The sequence below is a fragment of the Flavobacterium sp. CF136 genome (assembly GCF_000282055.1).
GTDB lineage: Bacteria > Bacteroidota > Bacteroidia > Flavobacteriales > Flavobacteriaceae > Flavobacterium.
On record NZ_AKJZ01000007.1, the window covers coordinates 247,593 to 261,550 of the forward strand.

The 13,958-nt window shown below is 32.5% G+C and carries 13 protein-coding genes and 1 tRNA gene; 3 read left to right on the plus strand and 11 right to left on the minus strand.

Features of this window, described 5'->3' with window-relative positions; genetic code table 11:
- Positions 1-29: 29 nt before the first annotated feature.
- From dapB to PMI10_RS02245, 6 genes are all read right to left on the minus strand, one after another.
- The gene (gene dapB, locus PMI10_RS02220) at positions 30-737 is read right to left on the minus strand and encodes a 4-hydroxy-tetrahydrodipicolinate reductase (protein ID WP_007804027.1); all 708 of its coding nucleotides are present in this window, start codon (positions 735-737) and stop codon (positions 30-32) included.
- Positions 738-784: 47 nt separating this feature from the next.
- Positions 785-1,354 carry a DUF5683 domain-containing protein gene (locus tag PMI10_RS02225; RefSeq protein WP_007804030.1) on the minus strand — a complete coding sequence of 190 codons (570 nt, stop codon included), beginning with the start codon at positions 1,352-1,354 and terminating at the stop codon, positions 785-787.
- Positions 1,354-2,256, minus strand: coding sequence for a ParB/RepB/Spo0J family partition protein (locus tag PMI10_RS02230; protein ID WP_007804033.1), 903 nt, complete (start codon positions 2,254-2,256; stop codon positions 1,354-1,356). The genes PMI10_RS02225 and PMI10_RS02230 overlap by 1 nt, the downstream gene beginning before the upstream one ends.
- Positions 2,257-2,261: 5 nt before the next feature.
- The gene (locus PMI10_RS02235) at positions 2,262-3,029 is read right to left on the minus strand and encodes a ParA family protein (RefSeq protein WP_007804035.1); all 768 of its coding nucleotides are present in this window, start codon (positions 3,027-3,029) and stop codon (positions 2,262-2,264) included.
- Between the two features lie 245 nt (positions 3,030-3,274).
- Positions 3,275-4,501: a hypothetical protein gene (locus PMI10_RS02240; protein WP_007804037.1), complete on the minus strand. Its 1,227-nt coding sequence runs from the start codon at positions 4,499-4,501 to the stop codon at positions 3,275-3,277.
- Positions 4,488-6,989 (minus strand): DUF2339 domain-containing protein, encoded by a 2,502-nt coding sequence (locus PMI10_RS02245; protein ID WP_007804039.1) that lies wholly within the window; start codon positions 6,987-6,989, stop codon positions 4,488-4,490. The genes PMI10_RS02240 and PMI10_RS02245 overlap by 14 nt, the downstream gene beginning before the upstream one ends.
- 198 nt (positions 6,990-7,187) lie before the next feature.
- Between PMI10_RS02245 and PMI10_RS02250 the strand changes: the two genes are divergently transcribed.
- Both PMI10_RS02250 and trxB read left to right on the plus strand, forming a co-directional pair.
- Positions 7,188-7,262, plus strand: a tRNA-Pro gene (locus tag PMI10_RS02250).
- 154 nt (positions 7,263-7,416) lie between these two features.
- Positions 7,417-8,364 carry a thioredoxin-disulfide reductase gene (gene trxB / locus PMI10_RS02255; protein WP_007804042.1) on the plus strand — a complete coding sequence of 316 codons (948 nt, stop codon included), beginning with the start codon at positions 7,417-7,419 and terminating at the stop codon, positions 8,362-8,364.
- 127 nt (positions 8,365-8,491) lie between these two features.
- Here the strand turns inward: trxB and PMI10_RS02260 are convergent, their stop codons facing one another.
- The 5 genes from PMI10_RS02260 to PMI10_RS02280 all read right to left on the minus strand — a co-directional run bounded on the left by PMI10_RS02260 (position 8,492) and on the right by PMI10_RS02280 (position 12,920).
- The gene (locus PMI10_RS02260; RefSeq protein ID WP_007804044.1) at positions 8,492-9,325 is read right to left on the minus strand and encodes a GIN domain-containing protein; all 834 of its coding nucleotides are present in this window, start codon (positions 9,323-9,325) and stop codon (positions 8,492-8,494) included.
- An 88-nt stretch (positions 9,326-9,413) separates the two neighbouring features.
- Positions 9,414-10,148: a head GIN domain-containing protein gene (locus PMI10_RS02265; RefSeq protein WP_007804046.1), complete on the minus strand. Its 735-nt coding sequence runs from the start codon at positions 10,146-10,148 to the stop codon at positions 9,414-9,416.
- A gap of 2 nt (positions 10,149-10,150) precedes the next feature.
- Positions 10,151-11,866 carry a PspC domain-containing protein gene (locus PMI10_RS02270; RefSeq protein ID WP_007804048.1) on the minus strand — a complete coding sequence of 572 codons (1,716 nt, stop codon included), beginning with the start codon at positions 11,864-11,866 and terminating at the stop codon, positions 10,151-10,153.
- A gap of 2 nt (positions 11,867-11,868) precedes the next feature.
- Positions 11,869-12,201, minus strand: a complete 333-nt coding sequence (locus tag PMI10_RS02275) for a PadR family transcriptional regulator (protein WP_007804050.1) — start codon at positions 12,199-12,201, stop codon at positions 11,869-11,871.
- Between the two features lie 239 nt (positions 12,202-12,440).
- Complete coding sequence (locus tag PMI10_RS02280) at positions 12,441-12,920, minus strand: DUF4870 domain-containing protein (protein ID WP_157489680.1); 480 nt, start codon at positions 12,918-12,920, stop codon at positions 12,441-12,443.
- A 232-nt stretch (positions 12,921-13,152) separates the two neighbouring features.
- Here PMI10_RS02280 and PMI10_RS02285 point away from each other — a divergent pair, with 232 nt between their 5' ends.
- A complete protein-coding gene (locus PMI10_RS02285) occupies positions 13,153-13,605 on the plus strand; it encodes a DUF4442 domain-containing protein (protein ID WP_007804054.1) in 453 nt (150 codons plus the stop codon).
- Positions 13,606-13,958: the final 353 nt, after the last annotated feature.

Here is a 13,958-nt window from a genome sequence, read left to right on the forward strand (position 1 = left end):
TGAAATTCCAGAATATTATTTTTGAGTTTTTATTTAGATTCAAGGTTTAAAACATCTTTCATCGTATAGATTCCTTTTTTACCGGCTAACCATTCGGCTGCAATAACTGCACCTAAGGCAAAACCTTCGCGATTATGGGCAGTATGTTTTAATTCTATACTGTCAACTGCAGAGTCGTAAGTTACTGTGTGAGTTCCGGGTACGTCACCAATTCTTTTAGCTTCAATATGAATTTCGTTTGAATTTGCTTTTTCCATAGTCCATTTTGCATAGGCACTATTTTCGATTACTCCTTTTGCTAAAGAAATTGCAGTCCCACTGGGAGCATCTAATTTTTGAGTATGGTGAATTTCTTCCATTGATACTTTATAGGAATCAAACTGAGCCATAATTTTGGCCAGATATTCATTTAGTTCAAAGAAAATATTAACGCCTAAACTAAAATTTGAACTGGATATAAAACCACCTTGTTTTTCGTTGCAAAGCGCTTCCATTTCATTATAATGCTCTAACCATCCTGTTGTTCCTGAAACTACCGGGACATTGGCATGAAAACAACTCGAAATATTAGCTACGGCTGCTGTAGGAACACTAAAATCGATAGCAACATCAGCTGTAGAAAGTCCGTCATAAGTATTGAATTCGTCTTTTTTCAAAACAATTTCATGACCTCTTTCCAAAGCAATTCTTTCGATTACCTGACCCATTTTTCCGTATCCTAAAAGTGCAATTTTCATTTTTGTATATTTATTTTTTTAATTTAAACAGAATTAATAGCTGCTGTTTAAAAGTTGTAATTAAAAGTTAGTCCAACATTTGGTTTAAAAGTTACATCCGAGGGGTAAATTTCCGGACGAAGAGATAATCTTTCATTGACATTAAATTGAATCAAAGCAGCATCAACATTGGCATCAATGATATTTAAAACGTAAAATCCAACAACAAATAAGGCTGATAAATCACGATTTCGCTGATAGAATTTTTGTCCGGCAATAAGTCGGCTGTCATCTAAATAATCGTATTTTCCACCTGTACCAACACCATAACCTTCAAGTCTTCTTTTGTATTCATCCCTGTAGCTGTGATATTTTTTATTACTGTCCAGATAAAAATACAGACTCGTTCCGATAGCACCATAGACTAAAGGAATTTTCCAGTACTTTTTATTGTATGTTTGTCCAAGACCTGGTAAAATAGCCGAGTAAAAAGCAGCTTTTGCAGGAGTAAGCGGGTCTATTTCTAGTAATGCAGTAGTGTCTTTTACGACTAAAACCGTGTCTTTTTTTACCTGGGCAAAAATAGAGACGGTTCCAAGAAAGAAGAACAATAGACTTATGGGGACAATTTTATTCACTATCCGTTTATTAATTTTATAATTCTGTTAAAGTCAGCTTCTGAGTTAAACGGAATTGTAATTTTTCCTTTTCCGTTTCCAGCGACTTTTATATCAACTTTTGAACCAAAATAATCATTGAAAGTGTTTTTTTGTGTTTCTTTAACTAGAAATGAAGAATCTGTTTTTGCTTTTCCTTCTGCTTTTGGTTTTAGGCTTTCATGATAGTTTTTTACCAAAGTTTCTGTTTCACGTACAGATAAATTTTGGCTGACAATTTTTTGGTAAATATCAGTCTGAACGTCTAAATCTTCAATATTAATGATTGCTCTACCGTGGCCCATACTGATAAAACCATCACGAATACCTGTTTGAATAATCGGATCCAGTTTTAAAAGACGTAAATAATTGGCAATTGTAGAACGTTTTTTACCTACACGTTCGCTCATTTGTTCCTGAGTCAGTTGAATTTCGTCAATCAAACGTTGGTACGAAAGTGCAATTTCAATAGGATCTAAGTCATGACGCTGAATGTTTTCAACCAACGCCATTACCAATGATTCGTTGTCATTGGCTATACGGATATAGGCAGGAACAGTAGTTAAACCAACTAAAGTTGATGCACGTAAACGACGCTCTCCTGAAATTAACTGGTATTTATTGAAGTCTAATTTTCGAACAGTAATAGGTTGAATCACACCAAGTTCTTTGATAGAAGTAGCTAATTCACGTAATGATTCTTCATTAAAATTGCTTCTTGGCTGAAACGGATTTATTTCGATAGCACTTATTTCAAGCTCAATAATATTTCCAACAACTTTGTCAGCATTTTTATCGTCTACTGATTTAATGTCGTTTTCGGGATCTTTTAATAATGCTGATAATCCTCTTCCTAAGGCTTGTTTTTTAATTGCTTTTGTCATAAAAACTATTTGCTGTTTTTCTTTATAATTTCTTGAGCTAAATTAATGTAATTGATTGCTCCTTTGCTGGTTGCGTCATAATTAATGATGCTTTCTCCAAAACTTGGCGCCTCGCTTAATTTTACATTTCGCTGAATAACGGTATCAAAAACCATATCGTTGAAGTGTTTTTGAACTTCTTCAACTACCTGATTTGATAAACGTAATCTGGAATCATACATAGTCAGCAATAATCCTTCAATGTCTAAATCAGGGTTATGAATTTTTTGAATACTTTTTATCGTATTCAATAATTTACCTAATCCTTCCAATGCAAAATATTCACATTGAATAGGAATAACCACAGAATCAGCAGCTGTTAAAGCATTTAAAGTTAATAAGCCTAACGACGGAGCACAATCAATAATGATAAAGTCGTATTCGTCTTTTACACTTGCTAATGCTTTTTTAAGCATATATTCTCTATTCTCTTTGTCGACTAACTCGATTTCAATGGCAACAAGATCAATGTGAGCCGGAATCACATCAACGTTAGGAGCTGAACATTGAATGATAGTTTCTTTGGGAGTGTGGCTGTGTTCAAGTATTTGGTAGGTTCCAATCTCAACAGATTCCACATCAATTCCAAGTCCTGATGTAGCATTTGCCTGAGGATCAGCATCGATCAACAATACTTTTTTTTCTAAAACACCTAATGAGGCAGCAAGGTTTACTGATGTAGTAGTTTTTCCAACGCCTCCTTTTTGATTAGCAATCGCAATGATTTTGCCCATTTATTTTCTAAATTTTGAACCGTAAAAATACAATTATTTATGGTTTCTGAAAATCTATTTTGTTAACATTTACTAAACTACGGTTAATCGTTGTTTGGTGCGTGTTTGATAAGTCTTAATCTTGGCGATAAAGAAAATTAGTAAAGAAATTTCTTTCTATTTCCTTCTGTTTTTGTTTTAAAAACGAAGAATTTAAAATTCAATTTTCAAAAAATTAAAAGGACATTTGAATTTTGGTTTTTAATCTAATGCTGCTTTTTTAAATCTTTTATCAAACTTGCCGTAAAGAATAAAATTGTAATTCCTCCCAGGATGATACAAATCCACATAAACCAGGATTGCTGCCAAAACGCTCTCTTTTGTATTTCAGTTTTCGCTTGCGTTGCATGATGCACTTCATATATGCTGATTTGTGGCAGAGAAGCAGTTATATTGTCTTTGAAATTTGAAATATCATATTCCGGCTGCATTAAATTTTTATTGCCGGTTTTTAGAATATAATTTTCACCTGCATTTAAATCTGCAATGATTGAAATTGGCTTCTGATTGAATTTAACCGATGAAATGGTCAAAGGAAGATTATCCTGATTTTCAATTTTTATAAAAACCTCTTTTTCGAATATTTCAGGAATTGTGAAGCTGTTTTTTACGTTTGAATTTAATTCGAAAGAAGCTATTTCTTCATTATATATTTGAAATTTTCGATTTACCTGCTGTTTCATTTTTTTGTAAAGAGTGACTTTTCGGTTATAATAAGTTGGTTTTGAAATCTCAAAAACCAGTTGGTTCATAATTTGCGGTGCATCAAAAACAATATGAATTTCTGTTTCTTTTTTTGAAGGAATTTCGGTTGTCGTTAATTTCTTTGGAATAACTTCCTGAAGGCTTTGCGTTTGGATATTTGTAGTGAAATTTCCAACTTTTAAAACATTGATAGGAAGTGTTTTTCTGTCATCAAAATCTATTTTTAAATACTTATATGTACTTAATGGATACGTAATGGTTTTTACGACACTTGATTCTGTGGTACTGTTCAGGTCATATAACGACTGTGAATCTGATATTCCGAACCATTCATTCTGATCGTTACTTCCGGAAATCGAATATTTTTTTACTACATCAGAATTGGCAATAAAAAGCGATAACTGATTATTGTTTTTAGTTGATGGAACAGTAATAATAATCGAAGTGTTTTTCTTCGGTTCTGTTTTTTTCGAAACTATAGTATATGCTTCAAAACTATCAGACGAACTATTTGTACTGTTTTGAATAAAGTACGGAATTTCGTTTCCTTTAGAATTAAATATTCTGATGTCGCTCAAATCCTGTTTGGAGAAAGAGCGAATTTCAGGAGACAGCCTGATTTCATGAAAACCATTCTGCGATACTTCTTTTAGTTTTCCAGTGGTTTGAAACTGACCAAAACAAATGTTGGTCAATAATAATAGTAATAAAAGTTTATTCAGTTTCATTTGTTTTTTCAGGCTTGTTTTCATCAATAACTAAGACTTTAATTTTTTGATATACGAAAGAAATAATCAGGATCAGAATTCCTAAAAGAATGAAAGAGATTATTTTTCCGGTTTCAGAAATGTTACTGATGTCGTATAGAAATAATTTTAAAATGGTTAATCCAAGTAAAGCCAGGGCGATAATTCGGAGCATTTTTGTTTGTTTTTTTATTCCGATAATTAAAAATATAAAAGCCAAAATTCCCCAAAGAACAGGAAAACCAGTTTTGATTATTTTTGTTTTTGCGATTTCAATATTATCGAAGGCTATTGTCTCGCGAATATAACCAATGTCAAGTTTATCAATTTTGAATAAATCACTTTGATGAATCTCGTCTATAGTTACCGGCGAATTTAATAATTTAAGTCCATGAATCATTAATTCTGTGCTGGCAATATAAATTACCAAAAAAGCGGCGGTCCAGGCAAAAAACTTTTTGCTGAACATGGAGAAAACCAGTTTTTCTGAATTCATTTTATATAATAGGAATCCAAAATAAATAATAATAAGCAATGAAATGTAATGAAGATAAAAAGCAATTGGCTTACCTGTGCCAAAAATCATAATTTCTGTATGTTCGCTAAATGAATAATAAGTAAACCAAAATGCAAACAAAATAATATTGATTACAGCAATTAATGTTGCCCCCTGATATCCTGTTTCGGTTTTCTTTTTTGCCAAATACCCTGCAAGCAAAGCAAAGAATACTAAATGATATACGACAGGCAGTGCTGCAGCAGAACTTGGATTGGCAATGGCATAATTTGATTGATAGGTAACTTCAAATATTCCGACCAGATAACCAATTACAAATCCTAATTCAAAAATAAATTTTTTATATTTTTCCGGATTAAATCGGATGCCGAACAGTTCAACTCCTTCAATTTCGTTCTTCAATAAATACCAAACGCCAAACAGAGAAATTACTGAGAACAAACCAGTCGTAAATATTGGATTAAGAACAATGTTTAAAACCGCATCACCATTATAATACTTGTTCCAATCCATTATCAGACTGATTATCATAAGAGCATGTACGATTACAGAACCAAAACGATAACTGCTGATTTTTGATTTTTGCGAAAGCCATAATAATAAAACGGCTTCTGCAGCCCAGAATAAAGTAATATAATTGCCTTCAAACTGAATCGGGATGGCAAGTGTTATAAAAGTTAGTGTCAGGCCAATAAGAAGATATACTGCTTTTTTATCCAAACCGAATTTTTTATATAAAAACCAGGCATATACTAAATTAAGTAATGCTATTATGGTTGTAAATAATCCTCGTAATTCAGGATGATAACTATCCAGAATTGCCATTCCGGCAGCATAAAACAAAAAGGTATTGCTGGCTAAAATTGTTAATTGAGCTATCGAAAATTCTCCTTTTGTTCTAATATTGTTGATGATATTCATCACGATAAAAATAAAGTAGAAAACAAATCCAAAGATTAATGCTCCTGGATAATGAGGTTTTTCTGCTTGTAATTCCTGCGAAAGCCATCCTCCATATAATAAAATAGTAAAAATGTATGAAAGGATATTTACCAGATTCCATTTTTTATAGTAAGCTAAAGCTAAAATTCCAACATTTAGGATACTGATATAGGTAAATAAAACAACATAATTTCCTTCGCCGGTACTAACCATAAAAGGGACTGCAAAACCTCCGATTAAAGAGAGAACCGCTAATTCAATTCTATTGTAAGATAATGATATTAAAGCACTAAAGGCTGTAATTACAACCATTATGCTAAAAGCAACGGTTTGATTGAACAAATGATAATCGTGAAAAGCGATTCCGATTGTAAAATAGAAAATAGCAATTGCCCCTGCTACAATTACAGAGCTAAAAGCAGCGTAACTTTTACGTAGTTTATGGGCAATTCCCATAACAAGTGCACCGCATAAAACTCCAATTCCAACACGGGCAGGTTCGTTTATCCAGTCTTTATCGATGGCATATTTTACAAAATAACTAATTCCTAAAACAAGGATTAAAACTCCAATTTTGTTGATTAGATTTTCTCCGATAAATTTCTCTAAATCCGGATTTTGCTCTTTGAAATTTTCCCAAAATGATTTTTCCGGAACAGGGGGAACATAAGGTTTTGAAACTACTTTTGGAGGAGTTACAGCCTGTGGATTTTTATCTGAATCCATTGAGAAAACAATTTTCTCAGCTTTTATTTCAGGAGTTTCTTTTTTAATAGGCGGAGCAGGAGGTGGTATAACTTCTTGCGGTTTTTCAAATTTAATTTCTTCCTTTGGAATTATAACTGGTGGAGGGGCTATAGGTTTCTCCACTGGTTTTTCAATCCCTTTTAAAAGATCTATTTTTTTGCTAAGTTTTTGAATATCGTCTTCCAGATTGTCAAAACGACCTTTGAAAGTATTAAGAATGTAGATTAAAAAACAAAATAATGCAACCAAAAGAAAACTTTCCATAGAGAATCTATTATGTTATTGAATTGTAAATATAATAACATTTTAATACTGAGGTAGATTTTTTAGTTCTTTTCGTGTTAATTGAAATACATAAGATGATTAGAGATTCGTAATTATAATGTATGTAATTAAAAATATTTCTTATTTCTTAAATTGTTTTGGATAAGCAAAAAATAGTTATATATTTGCACCCGCTTACGGGGTGTAGCGTAGCCCGGTTATCGCGCCTGCTTTGGGAGCAGGAGGCCGCAGGTTCGAATCCTGCCACCCCGACAAAATCCTTTCTGTATTTTACAGAAAGGATTTTTTTATTTCTACAATATTCGTTATTCTCTATTTTTGAATAGCAAAAACTGATTAGTTGAGTTCTTTTTTCCAACAATAAAAACTTACTTTTGCACCATCAATTTATTAATACAATCATACTATGTCAGATACAATAGAAAAAATTAAATGCCTTATTATTGGTTCCGGTCCCGCAGGTTATACTGCTGCTATTTATGCTGCCAGAGCAAATATGAACCCGGTTTTATATCAGGGAATGCAGCCAGGGGGTCAGTTGACTACAACAAATGAAGTAGAAAATTTTCCGGGTTATGTTGATGGGGTTACAGGACCTGAAATGATGATACAATTACAAGAGCAATCAAAACGTTTTGGGGCTGACATTCGTGACGGATGGGCTACAAAAGTTGATTTTTCCGGAGATATTCATAAAGTTTGGATTAATGATAAAATAGAATTACACTGTGAAACGGTTATTATTTCTACAGGAGCTACGGCAAAATATTTAGGATTGCCATCAGAACAGCATTATCTGCAAATGGGTGGCGGAGTTTCGGCTTGTGCGGTTTGTGATGGGTTTTTCTACCGTAATCAGGAAGTTGTAATCGTTGGAGCAGGGGATTCTGCTTGTGAAGAAGCACATTACTTATCAAAACTTTGTAAAAAAGTAACCATGTTGGTAAGAAGCGAAAAGTTCAGAGCATCAAAAATCATGGAAGAACGTGTTCGTAAAACTGAAAATATCGAGATTTTATTGAATCATGATACTGTTGAGGTTTTAGGTGATGGAAATGTAGTACACGCAATTAAAGCTTTAAACAAAACTACTGCCGAAGTTATTGAAATTCCGGCAACAGGTTTCTTTGTAGCTATTGGTCACAAACCAAATACAGATATTTTTAAAGACTACATCACACTTGATGAAACAGGATATATTGTAAATACTCCGGGAACATCAAATACAAATGTTTCAGGTGTTTTTGTTGCAGGTGATGCTGCAGATCATGTATATCGTCAGGCAATTACTGCTGCAGGGACTGGTTGTATGGCTGCATTGGACGCTGAACGTTATTTGGCTGCTAAAGAATAAAAATTTAGTTTCAGGTTTCAGGTTGTTGGAATGTTAATTCTGAAAAACCTCCAAAATAAAAATTCCCAATCGTTTATGATTGGGAATTTTTATTTTGTGAAACCTGAAACCTGAAACCTGAAACTTTTTATTTAATCTTTTTGATCAATTTAGCCTCTTCGCTAAAACGTGTAAGTTCTATTTTTGCTTTACCTAAAAGTGAAACTTCAGCTTTATCACCTATTGCCAGAGAAATTGTATTTTCTGCCAATACTGTTCCTGTGGCAGAACTTTCAGCAGTAAAGTTGGCTTCTTTTATAGTGAATTTTGTTCCTGTAAAAGTCGAATTGTTATCTAAACGAACGGTTCCTTTTTCTGCAATACCTTCAATCGTGGCAACTGCTTTTTGATATAAGTCACACTTGAATTTTATTGCAGACACTAATGCTTTAACCGAGGCACTTTTACTTAACTGTAAACTGGCTTCTTCTGATTTTAAATTCAATTCGGTTTTCGATTTATCATCAGCTGTTAAATTGAATTTCTTTGTATTTACATTCAAAAATAATTTAGAATAATCGAAACTATTAAAAGAAATATCATCCAGTTGTAGTTCCTGAATAGCATAAATTATGGCTTCATTTCTGGTAATTACATTTGTTAGTGACTTGGTATAGGTAACATGAACAGTTAATTTCTTAAAAATAGTAGATTGTTTTGAAGTATATAGACGAAGTGCTTTACCTCTTAAATCCATTCCGATAATATCATGTAAATTATCATCAGCTTCAATTTTTACTTCATTTTTTTCTCCGCGCTCCAGGTAAACTTCGATATTATCGTCAACCTCAAGAATATCAAAGTCTCCTACTTGTTTTATTGAAGTAGTTACGGTTTTAGATCCTTTTACTTTTTCTTTCTTTTGGGCAAAAGTTAATGTGGTAATTAATAATAACAGTAGTAAGGCTTTATTTTTTTTCATTAATTCTAAGATTAGATTTTTGACAAATATAAAAAAATCATCCACTTTTGATGAATGATTTCTTTTATATTTTACAGAGAGATAGGTTTTAGCCCTGACTGATACTGCCTCCTGAATTCGAAGTTTTTTCAATATTTTTTGGAGTAGAGTCATAATTAATGCTTGCTCCGCTGTTGGCTTCAGCTTTCAAACTTACAATTGGATGAACATTTACACTTGCTCCGCTTGAAGCTTCTGCATGAACTTCATTCGCTAATAATTTTTTGGCATCAATAGTACTGCCGCTTGAAGCCGAAGTTTTAATTTTTAATGCTTTTCCTTCAATGTTAATAGTACTTCCACTTCCTGAGTCACAAGTAATATTGTCAGATTCGACATTAATATTAATAGTGGAGGCACTTGAAGCTTCTAAACTTATGTCTTGTCCCTGAATAACATTTTTGCTTTGTACAGATGATGCACTTGAGGCTTCCAGTTTATCAATAACAGGCATTTTTACTGTTACTTTTTTCATTGTAATATTATGAAAAGAATTGAATTTACAGCTGATTACCAATGTTCCGTTTTCAACCCTTGTAACGATTTCTTTCTGTAAATTATCATCTGCTTCAACAGTAATTTCAGTAGAATCAGATTGTTCGATTACTAAATCGATCGCATTACTGACAGATACTTTTTTAAAGTCACCCTGAACAATTCTTTTTTCCTTAGTAATATTTCCACTTCCCTCTATCGAGTTGCCGTTAAAATTACATGAGGCAAACAATAATGCGGTGATAGTCGCAATAATGAATTTTGTAATATGAATGATTATTTTTATCATGGCTAGTTAATTTTGATTATAACTCCGTTTTTATCGGTGGTAAGCTTTCCGTTCGTTTTTTTGCCGTTTAAAACTTCTTTTCCATTAATTTTAATTGAAACTTCTTTTACAGTGTCATTTTGAATATTGTTTTCTTCCTCTGCATCATCGTTTTCATTTTCGTCTGCAGGACAATTTAAACATATAATTTTAGAACCTTCAACTTTGTAATTATAGTCACCTCTTAAGTTGAAGAAATCATTATCTGAATCGTCATAATCTTCAATCGAAGCATCCGGTTTAAACAATTGTCCTTCCGGCAAATACAAATATACATCAACTTCCTGACCTCTAAACTTATTTTTTACATCAGTTACAAAATAATTATCCAATATTAAATGATTTCCAATAACCTGAACATTATAATTGATTTTTTCGGCTCTTTTTTTAGCATTTATAAGTGAATTTCCCCTGGCGCTTTTTTCTATTTGTAAATATGGTGCAGAAGCATCTGTATATAAAACATGTAAGCGAACATCATTCGAATAAATCAACTGATTATTAGCTGAATCCTGAACAAACTCGAATTCTCTGTGGTGATACAAATCTTTTGCATAGTAATCATTGTATCTGAATTTTACATAAAGTGTATCTTTCGGAGTAATATTGATTGCTTTTTTCTCAACTGTTTTGTTGTCTTGTGAAATTTCAGTTGCTTGTTTGATTCCGATACTGATTGCAATTGCAACAGCAATAATCCAAATTGCTAATAAAGTATATTTGGCGATATTTCCTATTGTCTTAGTATTTGGGGATAACAATTTGAAACCTAAAAGCGTCAAAAAGAAAAACGGAATCCCAACGGCAAACAACATTAACAAGCCAAATGACCAGATCGGATATTCTGTAAAGTTTCCGGCTTCAATAAAGTTTTGCCAAGGAAACTCAACAAAAAAGTTCGTTCCTAAAGTAAATACTCCAATAAAAAGAGCAATTAAAGTACTGATTCCTGCCATTATTAAAATTACCCCTAAAAATTTAGCGAAAATTTTAAAAACCGTCATGACAAAGTCTCCAAATGAGCTACTTATTCTCTCAGCTCCCGACTTTACCTGGTTTCCCATTTTGTCATAATCTGCATTTTTAAATTTATCAGATAATGATTCAATTTCTTCACGAACTTTTTTTTCGATATTCGAAATTGTAACCGGTTCACCAGTCATTTCCAGTTTCTCAGATGTAGTAACTGCTTCCGGAGTTACAATCCAAAGTACAAAATAGGCTAGAATCCCTGTTCCAAATCCGGCAAAAACAAATATTAAAAATATAATTTTTATCCAGACAGCATCAATTCCAAAATAATGTCCTAAACCTGTGGCAACTCCGCCAATCATACCTTTTTCTTTATCACGGTATAATTTTTTGTTTCTTCTGTTTCCGTTGTCATTAAACGATTGTCCTGATTTTGCTTCATCTTCAATGATGTAGTCTTCAGGTTGTCCCATCACTGCAATTACTTCGTCAACGTCCTTCAATCCCACAACATGTTTTTCGCTTTTTTGTTTTTCTGTTAATAATTCAGAAACACGCATTTCGATATCTTTAATGATTTCATCTTGTCCGGATGAGCTATTCAATGATCGTTTTATAGCGTCAAAATAGCGCGTTAGTTTCAAATATGCATCTTCATCGATGTGAAAGAACATACCTCCTAAGTTTATATTTACTGTTTTGTTCATGACTATTGATTTTGATTGGTGATTAGTTTTACGGCGTCTGATAATTCTGTCCAGGTACCATTTAATTCGTTTAAAAATGTTTGCCCTATTTCGGTTAATCCATAATATTTTCGTGGCGGTCCTGAGGTTGATTCTTCCCAGCGATAATTCAGTAGACCGTCGTTTTTCAAGCGTGTTAAGAGCGGATAAACCGTGCCCTCAACAACTAATAATTTTGCGTTTTTCAAAGTGTCTAATATTTCTGATGTGTATGCGTCTTTTTCTTTTAATACAGATAAGATGCAAAACTCAAGAACACCTTTGCGCATCTGTGCTTTTGTGTTTTCAATGTTCATAATTTCATTTTGTTTTTTTTAGATTGAACAATTCGTTTTTTGATTGATGATGATTGATTGATGATTGATTGTTTTTTCAGGAGCTGTTTCCTGCCATCCGCTATATCTTTTTCTGTCTAAAGGAGCCAGAAAAAGGATGCCGCTTCTGTCAGGGCTAGGGCTCTTGGAAATCTATAACTTTTAAGCTTATTATGTCACACCGAGCGAAGTCGAAGTGTTTTTATAATTGTTTATTGATTTTACTTTATAAAAGGAATCGTCATTGGATACTTATAATATTCTCCATTCGAAGTTTTTATAGAAGCATAAATCACTAAAAAGAATTCAACTACTTTTAACAATCCAAAAAGTAAAACTGCCGTAAGACCAACGCTTATTAAACCAATGTTTCCTTCAAAATTAAAATTTCTGATAATGAAATCTTCATCGTTAAAAACAGCTTCCATTGGAAGGTTTTGTAAAAAAACGGTTACGAAAATCGGAATTGCTATTAAAGCTAAAATTAAAGTGTAAAGCAATAAGCTCAATTGAAAATTCAAAGCCTGTTTTCCGTGGTGATTTACAAATTCTGATTTGTCTTTGTAACTTGTCCAGATTAAAATCGGGAAAATATAATTTCCAAACGGAATAATATATTGGCTTAATGTACTTAAATGCGTGAACGTTGCAGTGTTCTTTTCTGATGTGTTTTCCATGATGAGTGGTGTTGTTGTTTCCATGATTAAAAGTATATAGTAATTTCTTATGCAAATATATATCTAAAAGACAGTATTATGTTTCGCATAGTACCAAATATTAACAAATTTTTAACAAGTTTGAAATTTAATTAACACGTAAAAAATAGTGATAAACATTGTAAATACCTGATTTTATTGACATTTTAGGAAAGTAAAAGTAATTTATTGTGCATGCATAGTTTTTTTTGTATTTTTACATAAAAAAATAAATCACATGGCAGTTTCAGTTTCCAAACTCAACAAATTTGTATTATTCAAATTACCATCGGCATATATTTGTGGCGTTCGGGTAAAAGCGATCGACAAAGACAGTTGTATCGTAAGTGTAAAACACCGTTGGATTAATCAGAATCCGTTTAATTCGATGTATTTTGCAGTTCAGGCAATGGCTGCAGAATTAACAACAGGAGCTTTGGTAATTTCACAAATTCAGGAAAGCGGAAGAAAAATCTCCATGTTAGTAGCCAATAATAAAGGGAACTTTTCTAAAAAAGCAACCGGCAGAATCACATTCGTTTGTAACGACGGGCATTTAATTGCCGATGCGATCCAAAAAACAATTGCAACAGGCGAAGGACAGACCTTCTGGATGAAATCTATAGGAACTGACGAAAAAGGAATCCAGGTCTCAGAAATGGATTTTGAATGGAGTGTCCGGTTAAAATAAATTATAATACACAAACACTATAATATGGCCTGTACTAAAACAGGCCATTTTTTTTAAGTATTACCTACTATTCTTGTATAATGTTTTGTTAGTCAGTGACTTTTGTGTCCGGGCTTTACTCTTCTGATTTTTTTCTTTCGTAATTTTATTCAAAAGCTAACTCTGTGCAAATTTAAAACGTTCATTTTGTCTTCATTTAATACAATTAATTTTACTCCACAATCAAATCTGCTTTTGATGAGAATAACATATCAGGAAAGTTTTTTTGAATATAAAATAGGATTTATTGAAGTTATAGAAAGTCTCAAAAATTAAAAATTAAGTTTTGGATTAATTTTTAATAGCATTCACTT

Excerpts from the sequence above, each read along its gene's own strand:
- dapB (WP_007804027.1), bottom strand. The coding sequence starts at position 737 with ATGAAAATTGCACTTTTAGGATACGGAAAAATGGGTCAGGTAATCGAA.
- PMI10_RS02230 (WP_007804033.1), bottom strand. The coding sequence starts at position 2,256 with ATGACAAAAGCAATTAAAAAACAAGCCTTAGGAAGAGGATTATCAGCA.
- PMI10_RS02235 (WP_007804035.1), bottom strand. The coding sequence starts at position 3,029 with ATGGGCAAAATCATTGCGATTGCTAATCAAAAAGGAGGCGTTGGAAAA.
- PMI10_RS02240 (WP_007804037.1), bottom strand. The coding sequence starts at position 4,501 with ATGAAACTGAATAAACTTTTATTACTATTATTATTGACCAACATTTGT.
- PMI10_RS02245 (WP_007804039.1), bottom strand. The coding sequence starts at position 6,989 with ATGGAAAGTTTTCTTTTGGTTGCATTATTTTGTTTTTTAATCTACATT.
- trxB (WP_007804042.1), top strand. The coding sequence starts at position 7,417 with ATGTCAGATACAATAGAAAAAATTAAATGCCTTATTATTGGTTCCGGT.
- PMI10_RS02260 (WP_007804044.1), bottom strand. The coding sequence starts at position 9,325 with ATGAAAAAAAATAAAGCCTTACTACTGTTATTATTAATTACCACATTA.
- PMI10_RS02265 (WP_007804046.1), bottom strand. The coding sequence starts at position 10,148 with ATGATAAAAATAATCATTCATATTACAAAATTCATTATTGCGACTATC.
- PMI10_RS02270 (WP_007804048.1), bottom strand. The coding sequence starts at position 11,866 with ATGAACAAAACAGTAAATATAAACTTAGGAGGTATGTTCTTTCACATC.
- PMI10_RS02275 (WP_007804050.1), bottom strand. The coding sequence starts at position 12,201 with ATGAACATTGAAAACACAAAAGCACAGATGCGCAAAGGTGTTCTTGAG.
- PMI10_RS02280 (WP_157489680.1), bottom strand. The coding sequence starts at position 12,920 with ATGGAAACAACAACACCACTCATCATGGAAAACACATCAGAAAAGAAC.
- PMI10_RS02285 (WP_007804054.1), top strand. The coding sequence starts at position 13,153 with ATGGCAGTTTCAGTTTCCAAACTCAACAAATTTGTATTATTCAAATTA.